The following is a 26,584-nucleotide window of genomic DNA, read 5'->3' as shown; positions in this document are numbered from 1 at the left end:
TTCTGTCTGAATGAGTTCAGGCAGTTTTTTTATGGCAAAAAATGAGCTTTGGCTGATAAAGTGATAAAATTCCCTGATAAACCACACAATTTGTCTGATAAAATAATTTGCAGTTATATTTTAGTTCGAGCAGCTTCAAAATAATATTGCTTAAAAACCAAAATGCGATATATTAGTTATATGTAAAACTGACATAAATTTTTAACATTAGAGGTGAAATGAATTGCGTCCGATTATTTTAGGCGTGTTTGCTGCTTTCTTTTTTGCTTTTACTTTTATTTTGAATCGGTCAATGGAGCTATCGGGAGGCAGCTGGATTTGGAGTGCTTCGCTTCGCTATTTATTTATGGTCCCCTTTCTTCTTATTCTTGTTATGTGGCGAAGAAATTTGAAGCCACTTTTGCTTGAGATGAAAAGAAATCCGGGCATTTGGTTTTTGTGGAGCATTATTGGCTTTGGTTTATTCTATGCGCCATTAAGTTTTGCAGCTGCTTATGGGCCTGGCTGGCTTGTTGCAGGGACATGGCAAATAACCATTGTTTCGGGGGCTTTGCTTTCTCCTTTATTTTTCGAGACAAGGCAAACGGAAAGTGGTCCACTGAGGATTCGAAGCAAAATACCGATTGTTGGCTTGATGATGTCTATCCTCATCTTAATAGGTGTAGGAGTCATGCAAATAGAGCATGCGGGTCATTTATCGGCAAAAGCAATTATTTGGGGTGTCCTGCCGGTAATCATTGCTTCCTTTGCTTATCCGCTTGGGAATCGGAAAATGATGGAGGTATGTCAAAATCGATTGGATGCCTATCAGCGCGTTTTAGGGATGACGTTAGCAAGTTTGCCCTTCTGGCTTCTTCTTTCTGTTTATGGCGCTGCAACGGTCGGTCTGCCTAGCATGGGACAAACGATTCAATCGCTACTGGTCGCAGTTTGTTCAGGTGTGATGGCAACTGTTCTCTTTTTCAAAGCAACTGACTTGGTGAAGGGGAATATGCCTAAATTGGCTGCAGTTGAAGCAACCCAATCATTTGAAGTATTGTTTGCTGTATCCGGTGAATGGCTGATATTATCTGCACCGCTGCCTTCCTATTTGTCATGGATTGGAATGCTTCTTGTCATTATTGGCATGGTTTCGCATAGCTATGTTTCACAAAGAGAGATTCCGATTAAGCTATCAATCGTAAAATATAAGTCAGTTTAATTGGAATTGACTTTATATAGCACTGATTGATATATTGGTTTCATGAAAACAATAAAAACGATTGAACGACCAGCATTAAGAGATCAAGTGTATGATTCATTAAAAAAAGCGATTATTACTTTGGAGCTGGAACCGGGTCAGCGCATTAAAGATAAGGATTTAGCAGCTGAATTTGGCGTCAGCCGAACCCCTGTTAGAGAGGCGCTTAAAAGACTCGAAGATGAAGGGCTTGTTGAGTCGCTGCCAGGTTCTCAAACGCGGATTACAGAAATTCATTTAGAGGAGGCGAAAAACGCATTCACTGTTGTGGCTGCTTTGCAAAGTTTAGCGGCACGGCTTGCAGTTCCCATCATTTCTGATGAAGACATTCAATTAATGGAAGAAAGCAACATGGAATTGCGTAAAGCATTAGAGAAAAAAGATGTGATTCAAGCAGTGGAAGCAGATGATCAATTTCATGCTGTTTTGCTAAAGGCTTCAAGAAATGATGAAATTGAACGGGCGTTGGATCGAATCATTTCAAAGGTGAGGAGGCTGGAGTTTTCAAAATTCAGCTCAGTTGATGCAGAACAATCACTTGAGGAGCATAAAGCAATTATACTCGCATGCCAAAAGAAGGATTACATCCTGGCTAGCTCTTTAGTGGAGGAAAACTGGCTAAGTTTAGGAAGAATTCTTGTTGGTGATGCTGAACACAAAAAAAATAATGAGTAGTGGAGAGTGTAACGAAGGTTATGCTCTTTTTTATTCAGCTTACTTAAATACAGAATAATCTGATTAGTATATTGACCATTAATCCAAAATGCGATATATTGGTTTTAAGAAAGAGCCTATTTCTAGATCCTTTCATTCATAGATCATCCTCCCAACTTGATAGAATCATAGGTTCTTTACAGGTTCAGTGATAGAAAAACACTTTTTTCAATGGATATTTTTTAAAGAACATGATTGAGGAGGAATGTAGAATGAGTTCTGTGACGAAAGCGGCTGAAAACTATGAAATTCATGATTCCAAGGTGTTAGACTGGGCAAAGGATCTAATTGAAAAAAGCTCTTCCCCTCGTTTAATTCAGAAAGAGATCATCAATGCTGTCGATCGAAATGCGATTTGGAGAGGTGAGGAATGTCTCAATTTATTGGCTCCGGAAGCACCAACGAGTCCGACGGTTCGGCAATTGCTTGCATCTGAGGTAGGCACACGGGCTGCCGAAGGGCATATTGGACCGACACAAAGATGGTTTTCCGGTACGAAATACATTGATGAAATTGAATCTCTCTGTGTGGAGCTTCTGAAAAAAGTATTTAAAAGCAAGTATGCGGATCATCGCTTAGTTGCAAGTATGATTGGGAATATGACCGTGTATGCAGCCTTAACGAAGCCGGGGGATACTATTTTAACCATTGCACAGCCATTTGGCGGTCACTCCAGTAACCGGTATGATGGTCCGGCGGGGATTCGCGGTTTGAATATTTACGATGTTCCAATGGATCCAATTGACTTAGTCGTAAATATCGATGAGTTTGCAAAGGTTGCTAGAGAAGTAAAACCGCGGTTAGTAACACTTGGTGCTTCGATGACGTTATTTCCGTTTCCGCTAAAGGAAATGTCTGAAATTGTGTGTGAATGGGGTGGGAAGATTTTCTTTGATGGTGCCCACCAGCTTGGACTCATTGGCGGTGGACAGTTCCAAGATCCGCTAAATGAGGGTGCATGCATTATGACTGGTTCCGCCGGAAAAACATTTAGCGGTCCACAAAGCGGAATCATTGTCTGGAATGATCCAGAATTAACACAGCCTGTTTGTGATACGATTTTCCCTGCGCTTGCTGCGACACATCAAGTAAACCGTGTAGCTGCTTTAGCGGCATCTGCTGCAGAATTTTTAGCTTTTGGCAACGAGTATATGGCACAAATAGTTGCGAACGCAAAGGCGTTAGCAAAAGCATTGTATGATCGAGGCATTTCTGTACTTGGTTCTCATAAAGGTTTTACAGAGACACATCAAGTGATTCTTGATGTGAAACGTTTTGGCGGCGGTTTAGAGGTGGCCCACAAACTTGCGAAAGCCAATATTATTACGAATAAAAATTTGATTCCTAGTGACAAGCCTGAGGACTGGGATTATCCGAGTGGTTTACGGATTGGAACAATTGAAATTACTCGTTTGGGAATGAAGGAAGCTGAAATGGACATCATCGCTGATTACATCGTTAGTGTCTTAGAAGGAAGAGATACAGTCGAGGATATTCGAAAACGTGTGATTGAAATGCGGTCTGGATACCAAAAGATTCATTATTGCTTTGATTAAAACATTTTTAGTGAGACCTTCTGAGTAATCGGAAGGTTTTTTTCTGTTCTGGAAGGTGAAATGCTTGATAAATGAAGTCAATTGCTAGATAAACTTGAAAAAATGCTCGTAAAACTAGAAAAGGTACTCGATAAAATGAAAAAGTTGCTCGATAACCTTTTCACAAGTAACCAATGCCTTTCTTAATTTGTTTTTGACTGCATCTTTCACCTATACTATAATTAGAATGTTATGGATTTGTGTATAAATGAACAAAAATAACTTACTTTATATAGACTGCCCGGAAATTACATCCGAGGATTAATGGAAAAATTGAGGTGAAATGCTGTGTTTGATCGTCTTCAATCAGTGGAGGACCGCTATGAAAGATTAAATGAGCTTTTGAGTGATCCGGATATTGTAAATGATCCAAAAAAATTACGTGAATATTCGAAAGAACAATCAGATATACAAGAGACTGTTGAGGTGTATCGTGAATATAAAGAGGTACGCGAACAGCAGCAAGATGCGAAAGCTATGCTTGAGGAAAAATTAGATGCAGATATGCGTGAAATGGTAAAGGAAGAGTTGGGTGAGCTTGAAGAGAAGGTAGAGGATCTTGAAGCCCGTCTGAAGATTCTTCTCATTCCGAAAGACCCGAATGATGATAAAAACGTAATTATGGAAATCCGTGGAGCTGCGGGCGGAGATGAAGCTGCTCTATTCGCTGGCGATTTATACCGTATGTACAGCCGTTTTGCAGAGATGCAAGGCTGGAAAACAGAAGTAATTGATGCGAACACGACAGGTGTTGGCGGATATAAAGAGATCATTTTCATGATTAACGGAAATGGCGCTTATTCAAAATTAAAATTTGAAAATGGTGCGCACCGAGTACAGCGTGTCCCAGAAACCGAGTCAGGTGGCCGTATTCATACGTCAACAGCGACTGTTGCTGTTCTTCCTGAAGCGGAAGAAGTGGAAATTGAAATTCATGACAAGGACATCCGTGTTGATACATTTGCTTCTAGCGGACCAGGAGGACAAAGTGTAAATACAACCATGTCAGCTGTCCGTCTGACTCACTTGCCGACAGGAACGGTTGTTTCATGTCAGGATGAAAAATCACAAATTAAGAATAAAGAAAAGGCAATGAAAGTATTGCGTGCCCGTGTATACGATAAATTCCAGCAGGAAGCACAGGCAGAATATGACCAAGTTCGTAAATCAGCTGTTGGTACAGGGGACCGTTCTGAACGGATCCGTACGTATAACTTCCCGCAAAACCGTGTAACCGATCACCGCATTGGCTTAACGATTCAAAAGCTAGACCAAATTCTTTCAGGAAAGCTAGATGAAGTGATCGATGCATTAATTCTTGAAGAACAATCTGCGAAGCTTGAAAGTGCTTCTAATGAGTAATGAAGCAATGAAAGTGTATGAAGCCCTCCATTGGGCTTCTTCTTTTTTAAAAGAAAAAAGTCGGGATGAAAATGCGGGAGAATTATTGCTACAGCACTATATGGGGATGAACCGAGCAAGCTTCTTGGCGAGTCTGCGTGATGAACTGGATGCGAATGTTTTTGAGGATTTTAAGAAGGGTGTTTTTCTCCATGCGGAGGGGAAGCCAATTCAATATATTATTGGCTATGAAGAATTTTATGGCCGCAGCTTTCAGGTCAACGAGGATGTTCTAATTCCACGGCCGGAAACGGAAGAGTTGGTTTTTGGCGCACTAAAGCGGATGGATAGACTATTTGGCGAGCGGAAGGCACTTGAAATAGCCGATATTGGAACAGGCAGCGGTGCGATTGCCATTACGCTGAAGCTTGAAAAAACAGATTTACAAGTGACAGCGACTGATATTTATGAACCAACACTAGCTTTAGCAGCAGAAAATGCAAAAGCGCTTGGAGCGGACATTCAATTTGTTGAAGGGGATCTCCTAGAGCCGTTAATGACCAGTGGAAAAAAGTTCGATGTTGTGATCTCGAATCCTCCGTATATTCCAATCCGTGATATGGAGTGGATGTCAGAGGTCGTCTGGGAGCATGAACCCCATCGCGCATTGTTTGCTGGTACAGATGGCCTTGATATATACAAAAGGTTAATCGAATCACTGCCTGAAGTATTAAAAAATGAGGCGCTAGTCGGTTTTGAAGTCGGGGCGGGGCAAAGCAGGGCAGTTGCCGAATTACTTGAGCAAGCTTTTCCACAGGCAGATATAGAAATTGTTCACGACATAAACGGAAAAGACCGAATTGTCTTCGCTGCTATCCGGTGTTAGGCACTGCTCGTGGACGAAAACTGTAGTTTGTCCCGTACATGAGACCGAATGGACTTAAAATAAAAAAGTGCCCTCTGTGGAAGAGCGAATATACTGGATTTGCTCTTCTGCGGTGCCAGGGACTTTTTTAAATTTTAATAGTTTAAGATTCTGTCATTTTGTCCACACTGGGTTAGTGAAGGGGCGGTGTCAGAATTGAAAACAAAAATGATCGTGAATTTATATATTATTATTCTATGCTTAGGAACGATAGCAAGTTTATATATACCGAAAAACGAGGTGGTGGCGGATGAGCCGCTTGTCATACCGAATGAGGCCATTAGGCTGCGGATTCTAGCAAATAGTGATAGTGAATCTGATCAGGCAATTAAAAGGCTTGTCAGGGATGCAGTCAATGCAGAAATTACAAAGTGGGTAGCGGAATTAACGTCAATTGAAGAGGCACGTAATTTAATTCGCTCACGTCTGCCTGAGATTCAGAAAATAGCAGAAAGTGTAGTAGAAAAGGAACAATCATCTCAGTCTGTGAAAGCTGAATTTGGAAAGGTAGACTTTCCTACAAAACTTTATGGACAATTCCTTTATCCAGCCGGGGAGTATGAAGCCATCTTAATCACTCTTGGAGAAGGAAATGGAGCCAACTGGTGGTGTGTATTATTTCCGCCGTTATGCTTTCTGGACTTTTCAAACGGTGTCGCTGTAAGCGATGGCTTTGAAGGAGAAGAAGCAGAAAAGGTCAGCGCTGAAACAGAGGTAAAGGCAGCGAATAAGATAGAAACAGAAACAGTAGAAATAACAGAAGAGGAAAAGGAAGAGCCTGAACCAGACCTAGTAAAAGATGAAATAGAAGAGGAAGAACCTCCTGTATATGCAGAAGAAGACGAACAGCCAGTAGAAGTGAAGTTTTTCATAAAAGAGCTTTGGGACAATCTATTTAGCTGAAAGCCTTGGCAAGTGCAAGGCTTTTTTTCTTTTAAAGCAGTTCTACTTTCTCTATTTTTCCATATTCATAGAAATAGAATATGAAAAATGGGGTGGGTCGAAATGGAGACTATCATTCGCTGCGCACAAACAGAGGATATTGCGAGATTGGAAATATTTTTAGAAGAGGCAGGATTAAGCAAGGATGGTGTGCAAGCATCAATTGACTATTTTTTACTAATGGAGAATCAAATAGGGGAAATGAAAGCCACACTAGGGATTGAACCGCTCGGAAAAGTGGGTCTGCTTCGTTCGCTTGCGATGCGGCCGGATTGCACGGAAAAAGATTTATTTCTTCTTTTTGAGCAAATCTTCATTTTAGCAAGAGATAGACAGTTAAATACACTCTATTTAGCCTCCAATAAAAAGAGCTCAATCGAAATTTTCCGCTTGATTGGATTTACCGAGGAAATAATAGAAAACTTACCTGAGGAGCTTTTTCAGTCTGAACATGTAAAACATATTTTAACTGTGGACAACTCCTTCTTTTTGAAATTATCCATCTAAATTGTGGGTATCTTTCCAAAGTTATTCACAAAAACGCTCAATCTATCCACAATTTGTGGATAATACTTGAGTTATCCTCTATCTTCTTTTATACTTTCAAAAGTAAACAACAGAAAAAATCACGGGAAATAAAGGAATAACCCCTTCTAATTTTCGTGATTAATGAAGGTGGAGCTGAATGAATACAAAACGATGGTCGGTGGATAAATATGTGGATGATCAAGATAGTTATCCACAAATCTCACAGGCTGCCGATCTTTTAATAAACAATGAAGTGGTCGCCTTTCCAACTGAAACAGTGTACGGTTTAGGTGGAAATGCAGAAAATGATGAGGCAGTCGCAAAAATTTTCGCTGCAAAAGGGAGACCGAGTGATAATCCGCTTATTATCCACATTGCTAAAGAAGAGCAGCTGAATGCTTTTGTTGAAAAAATACCTGAGAAAGCTGCACAATTAATGAAGCAGTTTTGGCCAGGTCCATTAACCCTGATTTTTAAAAAGAAAGCGGGATCACTTTCAGATAAAGCAACAGCTGGCTTATCCACAGTTGCGGTCCGAATGCCAGATCATCCAGTGGCGTTAGCGATTATAAGTGCAGCAGGGCTTCCTGTTGCAGCTCCTAGTGCCAATCGGTCTGGAAGGCCAAGTCCAACAACAGCTGAGCATGTATGGGAGGATTTGAACGGAAAGATCGCTGGGCTAGTTGACGGTGGACCAACCGGAGTAGGAGTTGAATCGACTGTAGTTGATTGCACAGAATTCATTCCTGTTATCTTAAGACCTGGCGGTGTAACGAAGGAGCAGCTTGAAGCGGTGATTGGTGAGGTAAGCGTTGATCCAGCACTTGTGGATAAAGGTGAGGCTCCGAAATCTCCGGGAATGAAATATCGCCATTATGCACCAGATGCGCCGCTTACTCTTGTGAATGGGACAAGGGAGTATATCCAGGAGCTTGTGGATAAAAAGAAAGCTGAAGGTTTATCTGTGGGTATTTTAACAACTGAGGAGAATCTGGGTTTTTACAGGGCCGATTATGTGATTGCCTGTGGAAAACGGGCTGACTTGAATTCGGTCGCAAGTTCTCTATATGATGTGTTAAGGAAATTTAATAATACAAATGCCGATGTGCTTTTTAGTGAAATGTTTCCACAGGAGGGTGTGGGGCATGCGATTATGAACCGCCTAATGAAGGCGGCTGGTCACCGTGTGATAAATAGCTGAGCCGTTCCTATTGAAGGAGCGGTTCTTTTCATACACCTGGAAATGATCTAATCTGATATTGTTAATATCTTTGTTGATTTCTGCCTTGAACGGCTTTTCATTTAACGGTGTTTATTCTTCTAAAATCCTTTGGACGTGCATATGCTGAATTAGCAAGTCCAAGGGGGAGGAAGAATGGGAGAAATGTTTGGTGTAATATTCACACTGACCTTAATGGCATTTGCCTTAGCAATGGATGCCTTTTCAGTCGGTCTAGGGATGGGGATGTTTAAGCTTCGCCTTAGGCAAATTTTCAAAATCGGTATGATCATAGGTTTTTTCCATATTTGGATGCCTCTCTTAGGGATGATAGCCGGCAAGTTTTTATCCAATAAATTTGGAGAGTTTGCTACCTATGTAGGTGGGGGCTTGCTTCTTCTATTAGGAATTCAAATGATCTGGTCAGGATTTAAAAAAGAAGATACTAGTATGATCACTCCAGTGGGCTGGGGTTTAATTCTATTTGGCTTTACTGTTAGCCTAGACAGCTTTTCCGTTGGGTTAACTCTAGGTATTTATGGGGCACAAACAGTCCTAGTACTCGCGTGCTTCGGCATTACAGCAACCATTCTTACATGGCTTGGCTTACTCATTGGCAGAAAGGTACAAGGGTGGTTGGGATCATACAGTGAAGCCCTTGGCGGCAGCATCCTCCTCGCTTTTGGAATTAAACTGCTTATAGGTTAACAAGTGTGACGAGTGGTGCTTGGCAATGCTCGTGGACAAATTGCGCAGATGTTTGTGTGTGAGATGGACAGTCCAGAAACACGTAGTCAGCTTGTTTTTGTCGAATATTCTTTGTTAAGAAGGGGAAAACGGCTCCCTTTCTTTTTTTGTAATGGACTAATAAAATTTTTGTCGAAGAACACTATTGAATCTGGGAGTTTTGACTTATAATGGTGGAAAGGAGGCACACCTATGACTCGCGTTTTATTTGTTTGTACAGGAAATACGTGTCGGAGCCCGATGGCTGAGGCCATTTTGAAAAGCAAGAATCTCCCAGGAATTGAAGTGAAATCCGCTGGTGTGTATGCAATGGATGGGAGTGCAGCATCGGAAAATACAAGAAAAGTCCTAGCGGAGCATGGAATTGTGTTTGATTCCCATCAGGCGTCGATGCTAAATGATGAGCTAGTGAGTTGGACGAGCTACATTATCACGATGACAGCAAGCCATAAAGCGGCAGTGATCAGTATGTTTCCAGATGCTGCAGGGAAAATCTTTACCTTAAAGGAATTTGCAATTGGAAATAGCAAGAGTGATATTGCTGATCCTTTTGGCGGGCCAATTGAACAATACAGACACACTTATAATGAAATGAATGACATGATGATAAAAATAATTCAACGGCTACAAACAGAAAACAGGTAAGTAGGGGGACAATAATGGAGGAGAAACATAAATATAAATTTGGTTTGAGAAAGAAACTTGTACTGTTTATTACTACATTGGCAATTATTACTTATACAACAAGTGCTTTCTTTATTTACTTTTTATACCCGCTGATCCAGGAATCCCTTCCATTTGGGGAAGTTTGGTTTACGATCATCACGCTTAGCCTTGGAATTATTTGGTCAGGGATCTTAGCCTTTTTCGCAGCCGGCTTTATTGTGAAGCCTTTACAAAAGTTAGAAAAAATGGCTTTAAAAGCAGCTCAAGGCAATATTCAAGAAGATGTAGAACTAGCAAAATCAGACGATGAAATTCGTTCGCTTGGAAAGGCCTTCAATGATATGCTTTCAAACTTGAGGGAAATGGTTCATCAAATCGATGAGAATTTCCGTGAAACAAATGATAAAGTCATTGCTATTTCAAAGGAATCTTCCTTTGCAGCAGATCAAGTCGATTCGATTTCGCGAACAATCAACGAAATATCTATTGGAGCTGACAACTCAGCCATTTCGATTCAATCAACAGCCGAATCGGTTGAAGATGTCATTCGAATTGCCGAAGAGGTGCAAGAAAAGGCTAAAGCATCTGAATTAGTTTCCACAGAAATGGTTCAGGATCTTTATAATTCTAAGAAGATCATTCATGACCTTATTTCAGGAATTGAAAATCTGGCCAAGGAAAACCAGCAATCTCTTCAAACAGTCCAACGCTTAGAAGAAAATGCAGCAAAGGTTGAACAAATCATCCAGCTTGTTGGTGATATAGCAGCGCAAACGAACTTGCTCGCTTTAAATGCTTCAATTGAAGCAGCACGTGCGGGTGAACACGGAAAAGGCTTTGCCGTTGTTGCCGAAGAAGTCCGCAAGCTTGCAGATGAAAGTGCCACGGCTGTACAAGGCATTTCGGAATTAATTAAAAATATTCAGGGAGAAGTCCAGAATGTCGTGCGCCAAATTTCAGAGCAGGTCGAAACGGCAAACAATGAAGCGAAAAAAGGTACGGAAACAAATAAAGTCATTGAAGAAATGACAAAAACCGTGAATGAAATGGCTGAATCTGTTTCAACGATAACGATCTTAGTAGATCGTCAAATGGAAAGCATTCAGCATACTTCCACACAATCACAGGAAGTAGCAGCCATTGCCGAAGAAACATCTGCAGGTGCCCAAGAGGTGGCAACAGCAACCGAACAGCAGACAAAAGTAATGGCCAATGTAGAATGTCTAGCAAATGAGCTCAAAGGCCAAGCGGAAAAATTGAAAAATACCATCACGAGATTTCAGATTTAATTGAAAGCAGCCTTCGTTCATGAAGGCTTTTTTCTTTATAACTTAAATTTTCGGTCAGCCTTTACAAGTCAATCCCTCTTTATAATATTTGCTTTTTGTGCCAAAATAAGAGCAGGTTATAAAAGTTAGGTTTATTTTAGGAGGATTAAAGATGAAAGTAGCGATTGCATCAGACCATGGCGGAGTAAATATTCGCGAGGAAATAAAAGATTTAATGAAAGAAATGGGTATTGAATTTGAAGACTTTGGCTGTGAATGCGAAACGTCTGTAGATTACCCTGATTATGCCCTTCCTGTTGCGGAGAAGGTGGCAAACGGAGAATTTGATAAAGGCATTTTGATTTGCGGAACAGGCATCGGCATGAGCATTGCGGCTAACAAGGTAAAAGGCATTCGCTGTGCGCTCGTTCATGATCTTTTCAGTGCAAAAGCAACACGTGAGCATAATGACAGCAATATGCTTGCTATGGGCGAACGTGTCATTGGACCAGGACTGGCGAGGGAAATCGCGAAGGTTTGGCTGACAACGGATTATGAAGGCGGACGCCATGAAAATCGTGTTGGAAAAATTAAAGAATACGAAAACAAATAGAAACAAAGCTTCCGAGAAAGGGTGAGCCTTTATGACGGAATCCATTCAAACATGGGAAGAACAGCTGCGCACGATTCTCCGTGAATTTGCGGATCAAGTTCAGCTGACAGACAAGCATCTTTTTGTTGTTGGCTGCAGTACGAGTGAAGTGGCTGGAAAGAAAATTGGCACAGCAGGTACGGAGCAAGTGGCAGAAATGATTTTTACCCAGCTGAAAAAATATCAGGAGCAAACAGGTGTTGCTCTTGCCTTCCAATGCTGTGAACATCTAAACAGGGCGTTAGTTGTTGAACGAAAAACTGCGGAAGAAAGAAAGCTCTCCGAAGTAAGTGTTATCCCTGTAAGAAAAGCGGGCGGTGCAATGGCCACTTATGCGTTTGAACACTTTAAGGACCCCGTTATGGTTGAACATATCGCTGCTGATGCAGGAGTGGATATCGGGGATACATTTATCGGTATGCACTTAAAGCATGTCGCTGTCCCGATAAGAACCTCACAGAAATGTATGGGGGAAGCACATGTGACATTGGCAAAAACAAGGCCCAAACTTATTGGCGGTGCTCGCGCTGTGTATGAAAGAAGCCAAGCAAATGAGTCATGCAGATAGTAAAAGCCTTTGCAAAACGCAATGGCTTTTCCTTTTGGATGAGAAAACCGCTTACGATTGTTTCTATTCTTCTTTTCATTACAAAAACATGATAAGATATAATAGAATTTTCAAAATAGGACGTTACATATCTATTGAAAAGAGTTTAGTCGAAAAGGGAGGATTCTATAATGAAGCATTTAGCACAACAGGATGAACAAGTTTTTCAATCGATTCAAGATGAGTTAGGACGTCAAAGAACGAAGATTGAATTAATTGCTTCTGAAAACTTTGTCAGTGAAGCGGTAATGGAAGCACAAGGATCTGTGCTGACGAATAAATATGCTGAAGGCTATCCAGGCAGACGCTATTACGGCGGATGTGAACACGTGGATGTCGTAGAGAACCTGGCTCGTGATCGTGCGAAGCAAATTTTTGGTGCTGAACATGTAAATGTACAGCCTCATTCAGGTGCACAAGCGAATATGGCTGTTTACTTTACAATTTTAGAACAAGGCGATACGGTCCTTGGTATGAATCTTTCCCATGGCGGTCATTTAACACATGGAAGCCCTGTTAACTTTAGTGGCATTCAATATAACTTTGTTGAGTATGGTGTCGATGAAAAGACACATTTGATTGATTACGATGTGGTTCTTGAAAAGGCCCGTGAGCATCAACCGAAATTGATTGTTGCTGGAGCAAGCGCATACCCGCGTGCAATTGACTTCAAACGTTTCCGTGAGATTGCCGATGAAGTCGGTGCGTATTTAATGGTCGATATGGCTCATATCGCAGGTCTAGTTGCAGCTGGTCTTCATCAGAATCCAGTTCCTTATGCAGATTTCGTAACTACAACCACACATAAAACACTTCGTGGTCCACGAGGCGGAATGATTCTTTGTAAAGAAGAATACGCGAAGAAAATTGACAAGTCGATTTTCCCTGGGATCCAAGGCGGTCCATTAATGCATGTCATTGCTGCAAAAGCGGTTGCATTTGGTGAAGCGCTTCAGGATGATTTCAAAGGTTATGCAGGAGAAATAATTGCCAATGCGAAGCATCTGGCAGAAGGTCTTCAGAAGGAAGGAATTGACCTTGTTTCTGGTGGTACTGATAATCATTTATTGCTCGTTGATCTTCGTTCACTTGGCTTAACTGGAAAAGTTGCTGAAAAAGTGCTAGATGAAGTGGGCATCACAGTAAATAAAAATACAATTCCTTTCGATCCGGAAAGTCCATTTGTAACTAGCGGCATTCGTATCGGGACAGCTGCGGTTACATCTCGCGGCTTCGGTGCAAAGGAAATGGAAGAAATCGCTTCTATCATTGCCTTTACATTGAAAAATCATGAAGATGAAGGCAAGCTTGAAGAGGCAACCAAGCGTGTCGAAGCATTAACAAGCAACTTTACTTTATATCCTGAAAGATAGTCTTTACAAGCTGCTCTTCGAAAAGAAGGGCAGTTTTTTTTATTGAAAAATTTTAGTAGATAAAGCAGAGCAAAGGTCAAATGCTCGATAAAACAAAAAAGCTGCTTGATAAAATGATTGAAATGCTAGACAAAACATGAAAGTTGGTAGATAAATGACAGAGACTGCTAGATAAGGTGAATCCAAATGATGATTTGCCTGATGATACACGATAAAAGTAAACGAACCAAAAAACTTTTAACGAATCTCAAACTTTTTACACTGATAGTTGCCCTGATTATTTTTTTTCTGTAAAATTAGACGAAGTGTTAGAACGAACCATTTTACATATTGAAAAGGAGAGAATGTTCATGGCAAAGGTATACGTATTTGATCACCCACTTATTCAGCATAAACTTACATATATTCGTGATAAAGCAACAGGAACGAAGGAATTCCGCGAGCTTGTTGATGAGGTTGCTACATTAATGGCATTCGAAATTACAAGAGATATGCCGCTTGAGGAAACTGAAATTGATACACCAGTAAGCCGTACAAAGTCAAAAATTCTGGCTGGGAAAAAAATGGGGATTATTCCAATCCTCCGTGCGGGAATTGGAATGGTCGATGGGATATTAAAGTTGATTCCAGCAGCAAAGGTTGGCCATATCGGACTTTATCGTGATCCTGAGACATTGAAGCCAATCGAATATTATGTAAAGCTTCCAAGTGATGTGGAAGAAAGAGATTTCATCGTTGTTGACCCAATGCTTGCAACAGGCGGTTCTGCAGTGGAAGCAATCAATTCTTTGAAAAAGCGCGGAGGCAAACATATTAAATTCATGTGCCTAGTTGCTGCTCCAGAAGGAGTGAAAGCACTGCAAGAGGCACACCCGGATGTAGATATTTACATTGCTGCGCTTGATGAAAAGCTGAATGATCATGGCTATATCGTGCCAGGACTTGGTGATGCTGGCGATCGTTTATTCGGGACAAAATAATTCTAGGTGATATCTGTATCACTTTAATAAAAGAAGGCTGACCTGATTTTGGGTTAGCCTTTCTTTATTTTTACATCTTCACATATTCCCTCGTTAAATGGAAAACCCTATTACAAAAAAGGGTGCTTTCTATGAAAAAAATCATCTTGTTTTTAACCGTCATCCTCATATGCCTATCTCAGTCAGCGGTATCCGCACGAACCTTAAATCACCCGCAAATTCCAATGGAGTCATCGGACAAGGAGAAAGTTGCTATTGTTGTTTTATCAGAAGAAAAAAGTGAGGAAGAAATAATGAAGCTCGTTCGTTCAATCCCTCATTTACAGCTAAGGCATATTTATAAATACGCTCTAAATGGCTTTTCGGTAAAGGGGAGGCAGGCAGAAATTGAGCAAATATCAAACAAAGTGAATACCTCACTCATCTCTCCGGTTAATACGTATAAGGTTCATGCAGAAGAGAGTATAAAAATGATTGGCGGAGAGGAGGTTCGCGGACTTTTTGATCAAAAAAATCAGCGATTAACAGGAAAAGGAGTGAAAGTTGGGATCATTGATACTGGAATCGACTACACCCACCCAGATTTAAGAGTCAACTATGGCGGCGGGCATGATTTAGTGGATGGAGATGATGATCCGATGGAAACGAATGCTGCTGATGGTGAAGGCACGTTGCACGGGACTCATGTGGCTGGCATTATCGCGGCAAATGGGAAAATTCAAGGAGTAGCTCCGGATGCAACAATTATAGCTTATCGTGCGCTTGGTCCCGGAGGCAGCGGGACAACGGAACAGGTCATTGCCGCAATTGATCAAGCGATTAAGGATAGAGTCGATATATTAAACCTATCACTTGGCAACAACGTGAACGGTCCAGATTTGCCAATAAGCATGGCATTAAATAAAGCGGTAGATAAAGGGATTACAGCAGTTACTTCCTCCGGCAATTCCGGTCCGAATTATTGGACGGTCGGTTCACCAGGTACGGCTTCAAAGGCAATATCCGTTGGTGCTTCAACACCGTCCATAAATATTCCTTTCTTGGAGGTGTCGGGTCAGAAGCTCAGGCTAGAGCCGCTTCAGGGATCGGTTGATTGGGAACTCAATCAATCGAATGAAATGGTTTTTGCTGGATTAGGCAAAAAGGACGAACTGAAGGAAGTTAAAGGAAAAATCGTTCTTGTAGAAAGAGGAGAGCTTACCTTTACAGAAAAGGGGATAAATGCATTCGAAGCAGGCGCAAAAGCAGTCATTATTTACAATAATACGAAGGGGAACTTTTTCGGGAATTTAGAAAGAGAACTGCCTATTCCGGTAACTGCTTTATCAAAAACGAAAGGGGAGCAGTTAAGAAAGAAGCTCTCCAAAGATAAGATTTTTGCAAGGACCTATATAATAGAAGAAAAGGATATTCTTGCCGATTTCAGCTCTCGTGGTCCTGTAACATCTACATGGGAAATCAAACCAGACATCGTTGCACCAGGAGTCGCTATCAATAGTACGGTACCAGGCGGATATTTGCCGCTGCAAGGAACGAGTATGGCAGCTCCGCATGTAGCAGGAGCTAGTGCACTTATCAAGCAAGCACATCCTGATTGGGGTCCAGACAAAATTAAAGCAGCCCTTATGAATACAGCAAAACCGCTCCTAAACAAAAAGGGAAAGCCGTACCGAGCGTATGAACAGGGAGCAGGAAGAATCCAAATGGAAAAGGCATTAAAATCAAATTCTCTTGTCATGCCTGCCTCATTACAGTTTGGCAAGTTTCAACTAGCTGATCGTATGCACGAACATAATGGATATATAACGGTAGAAAATATTGGTGATTCCCCCCTGTCGTACTCATTTTCTATTCCGCATGCTGAAAATGGTCTAAGCTGGACGCTTCCTCTTTCTTTCTATTTAAAGCCAGGAGAAAAAAAGCGGCTGGAGCTGAAGCTTGCTGTCGACCCAAATGTATTCAAAAAAAAGGTGTATGATGGAACCATAAGATTAAAAGCTGGATCACAAGAAATCAATATTCCATATATCTATGTTCTTGAGGAACCAAATTATCCAAGAGTCATGGGGTTTGGAGTTGGAAAGGGAGACAAGCCTGATACGTACCGTTATGAGGTCTATCTGCCGGGAGGAGCGGAGGAATTCGGCATTGCAATGTTTGATGCAGATAGCCTGCGTTTTATTGATTTTCTTGATTGGAAAAGAGGGGTAGGAAAAGGGCAGCTGCTGCAGGAGATTAAAAGAGATCAGCTCCCAGAGCCAGGCCTTTATAAAATTAAGGTGTTTGCGAAAAAAGCGGGGAGAGAGGATGCGGTTGAATCCTATTTGTATATATTACCAAATGGTGAAATGGAATCATCATCTATCCATTTGCTTAAGTAAAATTGAAAAAAATCTATTAAAATGAAGGATTTTTCTACTGTATGAAAAACCTTCAAATACTTGATAAAAGGGGTGTAGCAGAACTTCACCCCTTTTTCAATAGGTAAGATTCAAATTATTATGAAAATAGTGTGAACACACTTTCTTTCCCTTGATATATATGACTTTTTTCATTTTAAATGCATTGACATTGACAAGCCCCTATTGTATGCTTACAAAGGGTATAATATGATAGGGTTTTCATAATATTTGGGCAGTCATTATTCCCACGTCTGCATGTTGCTAATAGTAATTAGTAACACCTCAAAACCCACTTACCATTCACCTCAAAGTGAGGGAGAATGCGTTTAATGAGCATCAAAAGACCGCAACCCATACAAAGCAGTCCATCAATTTTTTACAGGAGAATAAATCATAATGCCAGAATTAAAAGCTACCTATGTGAGACAACGAAAATACATATTTTTATTGTTGTCAATTTATGTTCTTGGCTGGGGATTTACTTCTTACCAATCTATCTTTTTAGGATTAGTATTGGGTACTTCCTGTAGTTTGTTTAACTTGTGGCTTCTAGCAAGGAAAACAGAGCAATTTGGCAATGCGGTCGCAAACGGTGAGAAGATACGCTCACTCGGAATGATTTCCAGAATGGCAATGGCAGTACTTGCTGTGTTTGTTGCAATGGAATATCCCGAGAAGGTCCATCTGATCAGTGTAGTAATTGGATTAATGACTTCATATGTTGTCATTATGATAGATTTTTTTCTTCAAACTTTTCATTTACGTAAATAGCGGGGAAGAGAGGTGAATATTAATGCATCATGGAGCTCCTTTACGTGAGTTTATGGGCTTAACTTTTAACTTAGGGAATATTATGATGATTACGATTGCCAGCGCAGTTGTATTTATTATAGCTGTTCTCGCTACTAGGAAATTAGCCATGAAACCTACAGGGATGCAAAATATACTCGAATGGGTAATGGATTTTGTTAAAGGCATTATTAACAGTTCGATGGATTGGAAGGATGGCGGACGATTCCATCTGCTTGCTTTAACGTTGATTATGTATATTTTTGTTTCCAATATGCTTGGTCTGCCATTTTCAATCACTTATAACGGGGAACTCTGGTGGAAATCACCAACAGCTGATCCCGCAATTACATTGACTTTGTCTCTAATGGTACTAGCCTTAACGCATTTCTTTGGGATTAAGGCAAAAGGAGCAGGCGGTTATGGACGTGAATTTCTTAAGCCATTTTGGATCATGTCTCCAATTAAGATTGTTGAGGAATTTGCCAATGCCCTCACATTAGGTCTGCGTCTTTATGGAAATATTTATGCTGGAGAAATTCTCCTTTCATTATTAGTTGGTACTCTAGCTGCTGGCAGCTGGGCCGGCAAATTTGCTGCAATCATTCCAACGGTTGCTTGGCAAGGATTCTCGATCTTTATCGGTGGAATCCAAGCGTTTATCTTCTGTATGTTATCTATGGTTTATATGGCACACAAAGTGAGCCGAGACCATTAATATATACCCTGTTCAATTTTGAACAAAACACAAATAAAAAAATTAATTATACAATTCAAGGAGGAAATTTAGAATGGGTCTATTAGCAGCAGCAATCGCAGTAGGTTTAGCAGCACTAGGTGCTGGTATCGGTAACGGTCTTATCATTTCAAGAACAGTTGAAGGGATGGCTCGTCAGCCTGAAGCTCGTGGAATGCTACAAACAACAATGTTTATTGGTGTAGGTTTAGTAGAGGTACTACCAATCATCGCAGTAGTTATCGCGTTCATGGTTGTTGGACAGTAACTCCTAGTTTAAACAATTTGAAAATGGCGAAGATCATTCGATGAGGACCTTCGCCATTCCTTTATGTCTTAAATATGAAAAATCTAAGTTTTATATAAATGAAACATCGTTTTTGCATTTCTTATAGCTCTTGAAGGGAGTGAATCGAGGGTGTTATCAAACAGTTTAGTATTAGGTGCATCAACCGGTTTTAACAGTGGAGATATGATTTATCAGTTGATTGCGTTTATTATTTTATTACTTTTGCTTAAAAAGTTCGCATGGGGTCCGTTAATGGGCATCATGAAAGAACGTGAAGAACATATTGCAAATGAAATCGAATCGGCTGAACAAAGCCGTACAGAAGCGAAAAAGCTTTTAGAAGAGCAAAGAAACCTTCTAAAAGAAGCGCGCAACGATGCGCAAGGCTTAATTGAAAGTGCGAAGAAGCAAGGCGATGTACAGCGTGAGGAAATCATTGCTGCTGCACGTGCGGAATCTGAGCGTATTAAGCAATCTGCTAAGGTTGAGATCGAACAGCAGAAAGAACAGGCAGTTGCAGCTATTCGCGAACAAGTGGCTTCACTATCTGTATTAATTGCTTCCAAGGTGATTGAGAAGGAATTAAGTGCAGAGGATCAAGAGAAGCTTATTAACGAATACATTCAAGAGGCAGGAGAAGAGCGATGACGGGCTCTATAGTAGCAAAGCGCTATGCGTTAGCTCTTTTCCAGCTTGCAAATGAACATCAGCTTCTTGACCAAATGGAAGAAGAGCTTCGTGCAGTGAAAAAAGTAATGAATGAAACTTCCGAATTACAGGCAGTGCTTAAGTCTCCTAAGCTTTCAATTGAAAAAAAGAAGGAGATTCTAAAGGATGCATTTGCATCTGTAAATACATTCGTTTTAAATACGTTAATGCTTTTAATTGAACGCCATCGAGAAGATGAAATCTCGGATGTGGCGGATCACTTTGTAAATATGGCAAATGATGCAAGAGGCATTGCAGAGGCGAAGGTATACTCGATCCGCCCGTTAACAGACGCGGAACGTGAAGCGCTGTCTTCATCATTTGCAGAAAAGGTTGGCAAGAAATCACTTCGCATTGACAATATCGTAGATACTAATTTACTCGGCGGCATCAAGCTTCGAATCGGAAACCGGATTTTCGACGGCAGCTTGCGCGGTAAGCTAGATCGTCTGGAACGTCAATTATTAGGATAAGATTCGTAGATAGGGGTGAAACTCATGAGCATCAAAGCTGAAGAAATCAGTGCGCTGATAAAAAAGCAAATCGAAAACTATCAGTCGGAAATTCAAGTGAGTGATGTAGGTACAGTTATCCAAGTTGGTGACGGTATCGCTCGTGCTCATGGCCTCGACAATGTCATGGCTGGAGAGCTTCTTGAATTTTCAAACGGCGTTATGGGTATGGCGCAAAACCTTGAAGAAAATAACGTCGGTATTATCATTTTAGGACCTTTCACAGAAATTCGTGAAGGGGATGAGGTACGCCGTACAGGACGTATCATGGAAGTTCCTGTTGGGGAAGAGTTAATCGGTCGTGTTGTAAACCCATTAGGACAGCCAGTGGATGGAATGGGCCCAATCAATACAACAAAAACGCGCCCGATTGAAAGCCCGGCTTTTGGTGTTATGGATCGTAAATCTGTACACGAGCCACTTCAAACGGGAATTAAAGCGATTGACGCTCTTGTGCCAATCGGACGCGGACAACGTGAGTTAATCATCGGTGACCGTCAAACTGGTAAAACATCCGTTGCTATCGATACAATCTTGAACCAAAAGGGTCAAGATATGATTTGTATCTATGTTGCAATCGGACAAAAAGAATCAACGGTTCGTGGACTAGTTGAAACGTTACGTAAAAATGGTGCAATGGATTACACAATTGTTGTAACAGCTTCTGCATCACAACCTGCTCCATTGTTATACTTAGCACCATATGCTGGGGTTTCAATGGGAGAAGAATTTATGTTAAATGGAAAGCACGTATTAGTAGTCTATGATGACTTAACAAAGCAAGCTGCTGCATACCGTGAACTTTCCTTATTATTACGCCGTCCTCCAGGTCGTGAAGCATATCCAGGGGATGTATTCTACTTACACAGCCGCCTTTTAGAGCGTGCTGCTAAGTTAAGTGACGCAAAAGGTGCAGGTTCAATCACCGCATTGCCATTTATTGAAACGCAAGCAGGTGACGTTTCTGCATATATCCCAACAAACGTTATCTCTATCACAGATGGACAGATCTTCTTGCAGTCTGACCTTTTCTTCTCTGGAGTACGTCCAGCGATCAACGCAGGTCTTTCTGTTTCACGTGTAGGGGGTTCAGCGCAAATTAAAGCGATGAAAAAGGTATCTGGTACATTGCGTCTAGACCTTGCTTCATACCGTGAGCTAGAAGCGTTTGCTCAATTCGGTTCTGATCTTGATAAAGCTACTCAAGCAAAACTTAACCGTGGTGCTCGTACAGTAGAAGTATTAAAACAGGATCTAAATAAACCATTAAAAGTTGAAAAGCAAGTTGCGATTCTTTATGCATTAACTCGTGGCTTCCTTGATGATATTCCTGTACAGGATATTCGTCGTTTCGAATCAGAATACCTTTCTTGGTTAGACCACAACCGCAAAGATTTGTTAGACCATATCGCTACAACGAAGGAACTTCCTTCTGATGATGATATGGCTGCTGCGATCAACGAATTCAAAAAATCTTTCGCAGTTTCCGAATAATTGGGGTCTGACAAACTTTGAAAAAAGGTGGTGAGAACCTGTGGCATCATTAAGAGATATAAAGAATAAGATAACTTCCACTAAGAAAACGAGTCAAATTACGAAAGCGATGGAAATGGTATCTGCATCTAATTTTAACCGTGCGGAGATGAATGCGAAAAAGTTCGTTCCTTACATGGATAAAATTCAAGAGGTTACTGCATCCATTGCTTTAGGCAGTAAAGATGCAACGCATCCGATGTTAAGCTCTCGCCCTGTCAAAAAGACAGCTTATTTAGTCATTACTGCTGAGCGTGGTCTTGCAGGTGCATTTAACAGTAACGTTTTGCGTTTAGCATTCCAAACGATTCAGAAGCGCCACAAATCAAAAGATGAGTATGTGGTTATCGCTTTAGGGAAGATGGGCCGCGAATTCTTCATGAAACGTGACATGAACGTTATTCTCGACATTACTGGAATAGCTGATCAACCAACATTTGCTGATATTAAAGATACTGTAAATAAAACAGTGAATATGTTTGCTGATGGAGCATTTGATGAGCTATACATGTACTACAATCACTTTGTCAGTGCAATCCAACAGGATGTTACAGAGAAGAAAGTTCTTCCACTAACCGATATTGCGACATCTAACAAACTAACATCTTATGAATTTGAACCATCTGCAGAAGAGATTTTAAATGTATTATTACCTCAGTATGCAGAGAGTTTAATTTATGGAGCACTTCTAGACAGTAAAGCTAGTGAGCATGCTGCTAGAATGAGCGCGATGAAAAGTGCAACTGACAACGCGAAAGAGCTTATTGACTCATACAGCCTAAGCTACAACCGTGCTCGTCAGGCTGCAATTACACAAGAAATTACCGAAATCGTCGGCGGAGCAGCCGCGTTGGAATAATTTGAAATGCGAAAAGTGCCTGGGTCAGCCCCGACAAGCATAAGACGAGCCGGCATGAAGGTTGTTCTTTAATCTTCTTGTCGGATTGGCTTAGACCCAAGAGGGGCTAGGCGCTGAAGCTAGACAAAAATTAAATAAATACAAGGGATGAGGACCAAGTCGGTCCCTTGCCCTTTTGTATGTTGAATTGAACGTTAGGAGGGAAAAAGATGAACAAAGGACGCGTTCTTCAAGTTATGGGTCCAGTTGTTGACGTAAAGTTCGAAAGCGGACAACTTCCTGAGATCTATAATGCATTGACAATCGTAAATAAAGCGCGTAATGAATCTGAAGTTGACATCAACTTAACCCTTGAAGTTGCCCTTCATTTAGGTGATGATACAGTTCGTACCATTGCAATGTCATCTACTGACGGTTTAACACGTGGTAGTGAAGTAATTGATACTGGTGCACCAATTTCTGTACCTGTTGGTGATGTTACACTTGGCCGTGTATTTAACGTATTAGGTGAAACAATCGACTTAGATCCGGCACTATCTGCTGATGCTCGCCGCGACTCTATCCATAGAGAAGCACCAAATTTTGAGCAGCTTTCAACAGAGGTAGAAATTCTTGAAACTGGAATTAAAGTAGTAGACTTGCTTGCTCCATATATTAAAGGTGGAAAAATCGGTCTATTTGGTGGTGCCGGTGTAGGTAAAACCGTTTTAATCCAGGAATTAATCAATAACATCGCTCAAGAGCACGGCGGTATTTCCGTATTCGCTGGTGTAGGTGAGCGTACACGTGAAGGTAACGACCTTTATCATGAAATGACAGATTCAGGCGTTATTAAGAAAACAGCGATGGTATTCGGTCAGATGAACGAGCCGCCAGGTGCACGTATGCGTGTTGCTTTGACAGGTTTGACAATGGCAGAATATTTCCGTGATGACCAAGGACAGGACGTTCTTTTCTTCATGGATAACATCTTCCGTTTCACTCAAGCAGGTTCAGAAGTATCAGCGCTACTTGGCCGTATGCCTTCTGCCGTTGGTTACCAGCCAACTCTTGCTACTGAAATGGGTAAACTGCAAGAACGTATCACATCTACTAACGTAGGTTCTGTTACTTCTATCCAAGCGATTTATGTACCAGCCGATGACTATACGGATCCGGCTCCGGCTACTACTTTCGCTCACTTAGATGCAACAACAAACCTTGAGCGTAAGCTTTCTGAGATGGGTATCTATCCTGCGGTGGATCCACTTGCTTCAACTTCTCGTGCACTGTCACCGGAAATCGTTGGCGAAGAGCACTACGCAGTAGCTCGTGAAGTACAGTCAACATTACAGCGTTATAAAGAATTACAAGATATTATCGCAATTTTAGGTATGGATGAGCTTTCTGATGAAGATAAGCTTGTTGTACAGCGTGCGCGTCGTATCCAAGTATTCTTATCTCAAAACTTCCACGTGGCTGAACAGTTCACTGGCCAGCCAGGTTCATACGTACCGGTTAAAGAAACAGTTAAAGGCTTTAAAGAAATTCTTGAAGGTAAATATGATCACCTTCCAGAAGATGCATTCCGTCTAGTCGGCCGCATTGAAGACGTGATTGAGAATGCAAAACGTATGGGTGTAGAAGTCTAATCTCGGACCAGGAGGGTAAAAAATGAAGACGATTAAAGTCAGTGTTGTTACTCCCGATGGCCCGGTGTATGAATCAGATGTGGAAATGGTAAGTACAAAGGCCGAGAGCGGTGAGCTCGGAATTTTACCAGGGCACATTCCAATGGTTGCACCGTTACAGATTGGAGCCGTTCGTTTAAAAACGCAAGGAAAAACAGACATCGTAGCAGTAAGTGGCGGATTTGTAGAAGTTCGTCCAGACAAAGTATCTATTTTAGCGCAATCTGCTGAACAAGCAGATGAAATTGATGTAGATCGTGCTCTTCGTGCGAAAGAACGTGCGGAAAAGCGTCTGAACGATCAGAAACGTGAAAGCGTCGACTTCAAACGTGCTGAACTAGCTCTACAGCGCGCACTAAACCGTATTAATGTTTCAGAAAGACAATTTTAATCATAGAGGACACCTCCCAGTTGTACTGGGGGGTGTTTTTTTGTGGAAAATCATAGATTGGATTGACCGGAATATGAGAGGAAATGACCGGAATAATGAAATTTTGGCCGGAATACAGAGGGAAGTGACCGATAAAGGGACTTTGGCAAACTTTTAACTATAAATATATATACATTATCAAAACAACTTCTTATTTTTAAGGAAATGAATAGATTTATTTTAAGAGACATTCTGTCCAATAAAAATAATGAAGATTTGTTGACAAATCTCACTGACAGAAAGATGAATTTGACCTTTAATGGTAAATGGAATGGGGAGGAATTAGAGATTAGTAGGTAAAGAGGATAGGTGGATTCACAATATTGCCATTTTGTTGTGTGTTCGGGGAATGTGTTGGGCTTTGAGTGTAAGGGATGAAAATTCTCTAGGGCTGTGTTCCAGCTTACAAAAGTGCTGATAGTATTAGACTAGTAATAATGCAGATGTCAGTTCGCATTTGTGCTAACTTGTGGATGGATTCGGGGAAGTGAGTTTAGGAGCTTTGCGCAAATGCTCAGGGTGGAGGGGATGGGTAGACATCTAGGATGGAAGATGGAAACCTTCTAGGGGCTGACGCCCCAACTCACAAGAGTGCTGATAGTATAAGACTAGTAATAATGCAGATGTCAGTTCGCATTTGTACCATCTTGGGGAGAGTATTCGGGGGAGTGATTCAGGGAGATGGTACAAATGCTCAGCGGGGAGGGATATGTGTCGACATCCGGGTGTGTTAGATGGAAAATCTCTCACCCGGATGTGCTGCCGCACCTCCGGCTTCAGCTGCCGCTGAAGCTTGCCAAACAAAGCTTTTTCCGCTTTTTGAGAGCGAGCTCTCAAACGCTGCAAAAGCTTTGTTTGGCAGGTGAGGGATTTTCCAATAATATACTAGGGCTTGTCGACACTTATTTGGAAGAGTGCTATAATGGTTACGGTTACAAATATTGAAGAATTAAAAATTTTACAACATTGGAGGGGATAGACATGGAAATGCTAAATTTATATCAAAATAACTATTTGATCGTGTTTGTATTCCTATGTCTGGGGATTTTGTTACCTGTGGTGGCGTTGTTTTTAGGGAAGCTTTTGCGTCCTTATAAACCGTATGATTCGAAGTACACCACGTATGAGAGTGGACTTGAACCATTTAGTGATTCAAGGGTACAGTTCAATGTGCGCTATTATATTTTTGCCCTTATGTTTGTTATTTTTGATGTGGAGACAGTGTTTTTGTATCCTTGGGCTGTTGCATATGAAAAACTCGGAATCTTTGCATTAATTGAAATGTTGATTTTTGTATTTATGCTTGTCATCGGGCTTATTTATGCTTGGAAGAAGAAGGTGTTGAAATGGATCTAAGAATCGAAAACATCCCTGAAGAGGATATGCAAGAGATACAAAGAACGGTATTTATGTCAACGCTTGAACAAATTAAAGCATGGTCTCGCAGCAACTCGTTATGGCCTATGACTTTCGGGCTTGCTTGTTGTGCGATTGAAATGATGCAGGCAAGTAATGCACACTATGACTTAGAACGCTTCGGTACATTCTATCGCAATTCCCCTCGCCAATCAGATGTTATGATCGTATCAGGTACAGTAACAAAGAAAATGGCGCCAATTCTTCGCAGGTTATATGATCAAATGCCAGAACCCAAGTGGGTCATTGCTATGGGCTCTTGTGCAACAGCTGGTGGACCCTATGTGAAATCTTACTCAGTTGTAAAAGGGGTCGATCAAATTGTACCTGTTGATGTATACATACCTGGATGTCCACCAAATCCAGCTGCTTTAATATATGGAATTAATAAATTGAAAGAAAAGATCCGTTACGAGGCTAAGACTGGGAAGAAGGTGATCTAA

Annotated in this window: 28 protein-coding genes; all 28 read left to right on the top strand. The window is 41.1% G+C overall.

Features of this window, described 5'->3' with window-relative positions; all coding sequences use genetic code 11:
• Positions 1 to 223 precede the first annotated feature (223 nt).
• The 28 genes from AN957_RS25175 to AN957_RS25040 all read left to right on the top strand — a co-directional run bounded on the left by AN957_RS25175 (position 224) and on the right by AN957_RS25040 (position 26,584).
• The gene (locus AN957_RS25175) at positions 224 to 1,201 is read left to right on the top strand and encodes a DMT family transporter (RefSeq protein WP_053478531.1); all 978 of its coding nucleotides are present in this window, start codon (positions 224 to 226) and stop codon (positions 1,199 to 1,201) included.
• 42 nt (positions 1,202 to 1,243) lie between these two features.
• Entirely contained in the window at positions 1,244 to 1,915 is a 672-nt protein-coding gene (locus AN957_RS25170; protein WP_053478532.1) for a GntR family transcriptional regulator, read from the top strand.
• 251 nt (positions 1,916 to 2,166) lie between these two features.
• Entirely contained in the window at positions 2,167 to 3,510 is a 1,344-nt protein-coding gene (locus AN957_RS25165; protein ID WP_053478533.1) for a serine hydroxymethyltransferase, read from the top strand.
• A gap of 327 nt (positions 3,511 to 3,837) precedes the next feature.
• Complete coding sequence (gene prfA / locus AN957_RS25160; protein ID WP_053478534.1) at positions 3,838 to 4,911, top strand: peptide chain release factor 1; 1,074 nt, start codon at positions 3,838 to 3,840, stop codon at positions 4,909 to 4,911.
• 7 nt (positions 4,912 to 4,918) lie between these two features.
• Positions 4,919 to 5,776 carry a peptide chain release factor N(5)-glutamine methyltransferase gene (gene prmC, locus AN957_RS25155; RefSeq protein WP_053478843.1) on the top strand — a complete coding sequence of 286 codons (858 nt, stop codon included), beginning with the start codon at positions 4,919 to 4,921 and terminating at the stop codon, positions 5,774 to 5,776.
• Positions 5,777 to 5,971: 195 nt separating this feature from the next.
• On the top strand, positions 5,972 to 6,718 hold the full coding sequence (gene spoIIR, locus AN957_RS25150) for a stage II sporulation protein R (protein WP_245637814.1): 747 nt from the start codon (positions 5,972 to 5,974) through the stop codon (positions 6,716 to 6,718).
• A gap of 102 nt (positions 6,719 to 6,820) precedes the next feature.
• A complete protein-coding gene (locus tag AN957_RS25145) occupies positions 6,821 to 7,264 on the top strand; it encodes a GNAT family N-acetyltransferase (RefSeq protein WP_056686800.1) in 444 nt (147 codons plus the stop codon).
• A gap of 178 nt (positions 7,265 to 7,442) precedes the next feature.
• Positions 7,443 to 8,486: an L-threonylcarbamoyladenylate synthase gene (locus AN957_RS25140; RefSeq protein ID WP_053478536.1), complete on the top strand. Its 1,044-nt coding sequence runs from the start codon at positions 7,443 to 7,445 to the stop codon at positions 8,484 to 8,486.
• Positions 8,487 to 8,660: 174 nt separating this feature from the next.
• Positions 8,661 to 9,212 (top strand): manganese efflux pump MntP, encoded by a 552-nt coding sequence (locus AN957_RS25135; protein ID WP_056686797.1) that lies wholly within the window; start codon positions 8,661 to 8,663, stop codon positions 9,210 to 9,212.
• 231 nt (positions 9,213 to 9,443) lie between these two features.
• A complete protein-coding gene (locus AN957_RS25130) occupies positions 9,444 to 9,896 on the top strand; it encodes a low molecular weight protein arginine phosphatase (protein WP_056686794.1) in 453 nt (150 codons plus the stop codon).
• Between the two features lie 14 nt (positions 9,897 to 9,910).
• Entirely contained in the window at positions 9,911 to 11,206 is a 1,296-nt protein-coding gene (locus tag AN957_RS25125; protein ID WP_056686792.1) for a methyl-accepting chemotaxis protein, read from the top strand.
• Between the two features lie 151 nt (positions 11,207 to 11,357).
• A complete protein-coding gene (rpiB, locus tag AN957_RS25120; RefSeq protein WP_053478540.1) occupies positions 11,358 to 11,798 on the top strand; it encodes a ribose 5-phosphate isomerase B in 441 nt (146 codons plus the stop codon).
• 31 nt (positions 11,799 to 11,829) lie between these two features.
• The gene (locus AN957_RS25115; RefSeq protein WP_056686789.1) at positions 11,830 to 12,405 is read left to right on the top strand and encodes a TIGR01440 family protein; all 576 of its coding nucleotides are present in this window, start codon (positions 11,830 to 11,832) and stop codon (positions 12,403 to 12,405) included.
• A gap of 170 nt (positions 12,406 to 12,575) precedes the next feature.
• The gene (locus AN957_RS25110; RefSeq protein WP_056686786.1) at positions 12,576 to 13,817 is read left to right on the top strand and encodes a serine hydroxymethyltransferase; all 1,242 of its coding nucleotides are present in this window, start codon (positions 12,576 to 12,578) and stop codon (positions 13,815 to 13,817) included.
• 350 nt (positions 13,818 to 14,167) lie between these two features.
• Positions 14,168 to 14,797, top strand: coding sequence for a uracil phosphoribosyltransferase (gene upp, locus AN957_RS25105; RefSeq protein ID WP_053478543.1), 630 nt, complete (start codon positions 14,168 to 14,170; stop codon positions 14,795 to 14,797).
• 131 nt (positions 14,798 to 14,928) lie between these two features.
• Entirely contained in the window at positions 14,929 to 17,178 is a 2,250-nt protein-coding gene (locus AN957_RS25100; RefSeq protein WP_056686782.1) for a S8 family serine peptidase, read from the top strand.
• A gap of 417 nt (positions 17,179 to 17,595) precedes the next feature.
• Positions 17,596 to 17,970: an ATP synthase subunit I gene (locus AN957_RS25095; protein WP_056686779.1), complete on the top strand. Its 375-nt coding sequence runs from the start codon at positions 17,596 to 17,598 to the stop codon at positions 17,968 to 17,970.
• Between the two features lie 22 nt (positions 17,971 to 17,992).
• Entirely contained in the window at positions 17,993 to 18,706 is a 714-nt protein-coding gene (atpB, locus tag AN957_RS25090) for a F0F1 ATP synthase subunit A (RefSeq protein ID WP_053478546.1), read from the top strand.
• 73 nt (positions 18,707 to 18,779) lie between these two features.
• Positions 18,780 to 18,992, top strand: coding sequence for a F0F1 ATP synthase subunit C (gene atpE, locus AN957_RS25085; RefSeq protein ID WP_053478547.1), 213 nt, complete (start codon positions 18,780 to 18,782; stop codon positions 18,990 to 18,992).
• Positions 18,993 to 19,142: 150 nt separating this feature from the next.
• Positions 19,143 to 19,661: a F0F1 ATP synthase subunit B gene (locus AN957_RS25080; protein ID WP_053478548.1), complete on the top strand. Its 519-nt coding sequence runs from the start codon at positions 19,143 to 19,145 to the stop codon at positions 19,659 to 19,661.
• Positions 19,658 to 20,194 (top strand): F0F1 ATP synthase subunit delta, encoded by a 537-nt coding sequence (locus AN957_RS25075; RefSeq protein WP_053478549.1) that lies wholly within the window; start codon positions 19,658 to 19,660, stop codon positions 20,192 to 20,194. The genes AN957_RS25080 and AN957_RS25075 overlap by 4 nt, the downstream gene beginning before the upstream one ends.
• Positions 20,195 to 20,218: 24 nt before the next feature.
• On the top strand, positions 20,219 to 21,727 hold the full coding sequence (gene atpA, locus AN957_RS25070) for a F0F1 ATP synthase subunit alpha (protein ID WP_053478550.1): 1,509 nt from the start codon (positions 20,219 to 20,221) through the stop codon (positions 21,725 to 21,727).
• Positions 21,728 to 21,767: 40 nt separating this feature from the next.
• The gene (gene atpG, locus AN957_RS25065; protein ID WP_053478551.1) at positions 21,768 to 22,625 is read left to right on the top strand and encodes an ATP synthase F1 subunit gamma; all 858 of its coding nucleotides are present in this window, start codon (positions 21,768 to 21,770) and stop codon (positions 22,623 to 22,625) included.
• 209 nt (positions 22,626 to 22,834) lie between these two features.
• On the top strand, positions 22,835 to 24,256 hold the full coding sequence (gene atpD, locus AN957_RS25060; RefSeq protein ID WP_053478552.1) for a F0F1 ATP synthase subunit beta: 1,422 nt from the start codon (positions 22,835 to 22,837) through the stop codon (positions 24,254 to 24,256).
• A 22-nt stretch (positions 24,257 to 24,278) separates the two neighbouring features.
• Positions 24,279 to 24,686 (top strand): F0F1 ATP synthase subunit epsilon, encoded by a 408-nt coding sequence (locus AN957_RS25055; protein WP_053478553.1) that lies wholly within the window; start codon positions 24,279 to 24,281, stop codon positions 24,684 to 24,686.
• Positions 24,687 to 25,436: 750 nt separating this feature from the next.
• On the top strand, positions 25,437 to 25,670 hold the full coding sequence (locus AN957_RS27935; protein WP_156341167.1) for a hypothetical protein: 234 nt from the start codon (positions 25,437 to 25,439) through the stop codon (positions 25,668 to 25,670).
• A gap of 36 nt (positions 25,671 to 25,706) precedes the next feature.
• Positions 25,707 to 26,081: an NADH-quinone oxidoreductase subunit A gene (locus AN957_RS25045; protein ID WP_053478555.1), complete on the top strand. Its 375-nt coding sequence runs from the start codon at positions 25,707 to 25,709 to the stop codon at positions 26,079 to 26,081.
• Positions 26,072 to 26,584, top strand: a complete 513-nt coding sequence (locus AN957_RS25040; protein WP_053478556.1) for a NuoB/complex I 20 kDa subunit family protein — start codon at positions 26,072 to 26,074, stop codon at positions 26,582 to 26,584. Before AN957_RS25045 ends, AN957_RS25040 begins: the two co-directional genes overlap by 10 nt.

It is taken from the genome of Cytobacillus solani (genome assembly GCF_001420595.1).
Taxonomy (GTDB): Bacteria; Bacillota; Bacilli; order Bacillales; family Cytobacillaceae; genus Cytobacillus; species Cytobacillus solani.
This window is presented reverse-complemented; position numbering and strand designations above follow the sequence as displayed.

What these genes read in the sequence shown, in the direction of transcription:
- AN957_RS25170 (WP_053478532.1), top strand. Translation starts at nt 1,244, where the DNA reads ATGAAAACAATAAAAACGATTGAACGACCAGCATTAAGAGATCAAGTG.
- AN957_RS25165 (WP_053478533.1), top strand. Translation starts at nt 2,167, where the DNA reads ATGAGTTCTGTGACGAAAGCGGCTGAAAACTATGAAATTCATGATTCC.
- prmC (WP_053478843.1), top strand. Translation starts at nt 4,919, where the DNA reads ATGAAAGTGTATGAAGCCCTCCATTGGGCTTCTTCTTTTTTAAAAGAA.
- AN957_RS25145 (WP_056686800.1), top strand. Translation starts at nt 6,821, where the DNA reads ATGGAGACTATCATTCGCTGCGCACAAACAGAGGATATTGCGAGATTG.
- AN957_RS25140 (WP_053478536.1), top strand. Translation starts at nt 7,443, where the DNA reads ATGAATACAAAACGATGGTCGGTGGATAAATATGTGGATGATCAAGAT.
- AN957_RS25135 (WP_056686797.1), top strand. Translation starts at nt 8,661, where the DNA reads ATGGGAGAAATGTTTGGTGTAATATTCACACTGACCTTAATGGCATTT.
- AN957_RS25130 (WP_056686794.1), top strand. Translation starts at nt 9,444, where the DNA reads ATGACTCGCGTTTTATTTGTTTGTACAGGAAATACGTGTCGGAGCCCG.
- AN957_RS25125 (WP_056686792.1), top strand. Translation starts at nt 9,911, where the DNA reads ATGGAGGAGAAACATAAATATAAATTTGGTTTGAGAAAGAAACTTGTA.
- rpiB (WP_053478540.1), top strand. Translation starts at nt 11,358, where the DNA reads ATGAAAGTAGCGATTGCATCAGACCATGGCGGAGTAAATATTCGCGAG.
- AN957_RS25115 (WP_056686789.1), top strand. Translation starts at nt 11,830, where the DNA reads ATGACGGAATCCATTCAAACATGGGAAGAACAGCTGCGCACGATTCTC.
- AN957_RS25110 (WP_056686786.1), top strand. Translation starts at nt 12,576, where the DNA reads ATGAAGCATTTAGCACAACAGGATGAACAAGTTTTTCAATCGATTCAA.
- upp (WP_053478543.1), top strand. Translation starts at nt 14,168, where the DNA reads ATGGCAAAGGTATACGTATTTGATCACCCACTTATTCAGCATAAACTT.
- AN957_RS25100 (WP_056686782.1), top strand. Translation starts at nt 14,929, where the DNA reads ATGAAAAAAATCATCTTGTTTTTAACCGTCATCCTCATATGCCTATCT.
- AN957_RS25095 (WP_056686779.1), top strand. Translation starts at nt 17,596, where the DNA reads ATGCCAGAATTAAAAGCTACCTATGTGAGACAACGAAAATACATATTT.
- atpB (WP_053478546.1), top strand. Translation starts at nt 17,993, where the DNA reads ATGCATCATGGAGCTCCTTTACGTGAGTTTATGGGCTTAACTTTTAAC.
- atpE (WP_053478547.1), top strand. Translation starts at nt 18,780, where the DNA reads ATGGGTCTATTAGCAGCAGCAATCGCAGTAGGTTTAGCAGCACTAGGT.
- AN957_RS25075 (WP_053478549.1), top strand. Translation starts at nt 19,658, where the DNA reads ATGACGGGCTCTATAGTAGCAAAGCGCTATGCGTTAGCTCTTTTCCAG.
- atpA (WP_053478550.1), top strand. Translation starts at nt 20,219, where the DNA reads ATGAGCATCAAAGCTGAAGAAATCAGTGCGCTGATAAAAAAGCAAATC.
- atpD (WP_053478552.1), top strand. Translation starts at nt 22,835, where the DNA reads ATGAACAAAGGACGCGTTCTTCAAGTTATGGGTCCAGTTGTTGACGTA.
- AN957_RS25055 (WP_053478553.1), top strand. Translation starts at nt 24,279, where the DNA reads ATGAAGACGATTAAAGTCAGTGTTGTTACTCCCGATGGCCCGGTGTAT.
- AN957_RS25045 (WP_053478555.1), top strand. Translation starts at nt 25,707, where the DNA reads ATGGAAATGCTAAATTTATATCAAAATAACTATTTGATCGTGTTTGTA.
- AN957_RS25040 (WP_053478556.1), top strand. Translation starts at nt 26,072, where the DNA reads ATGGATCTAAGAATCGAAAACATCCCTGAAGAGGATATGCAAGAGATA.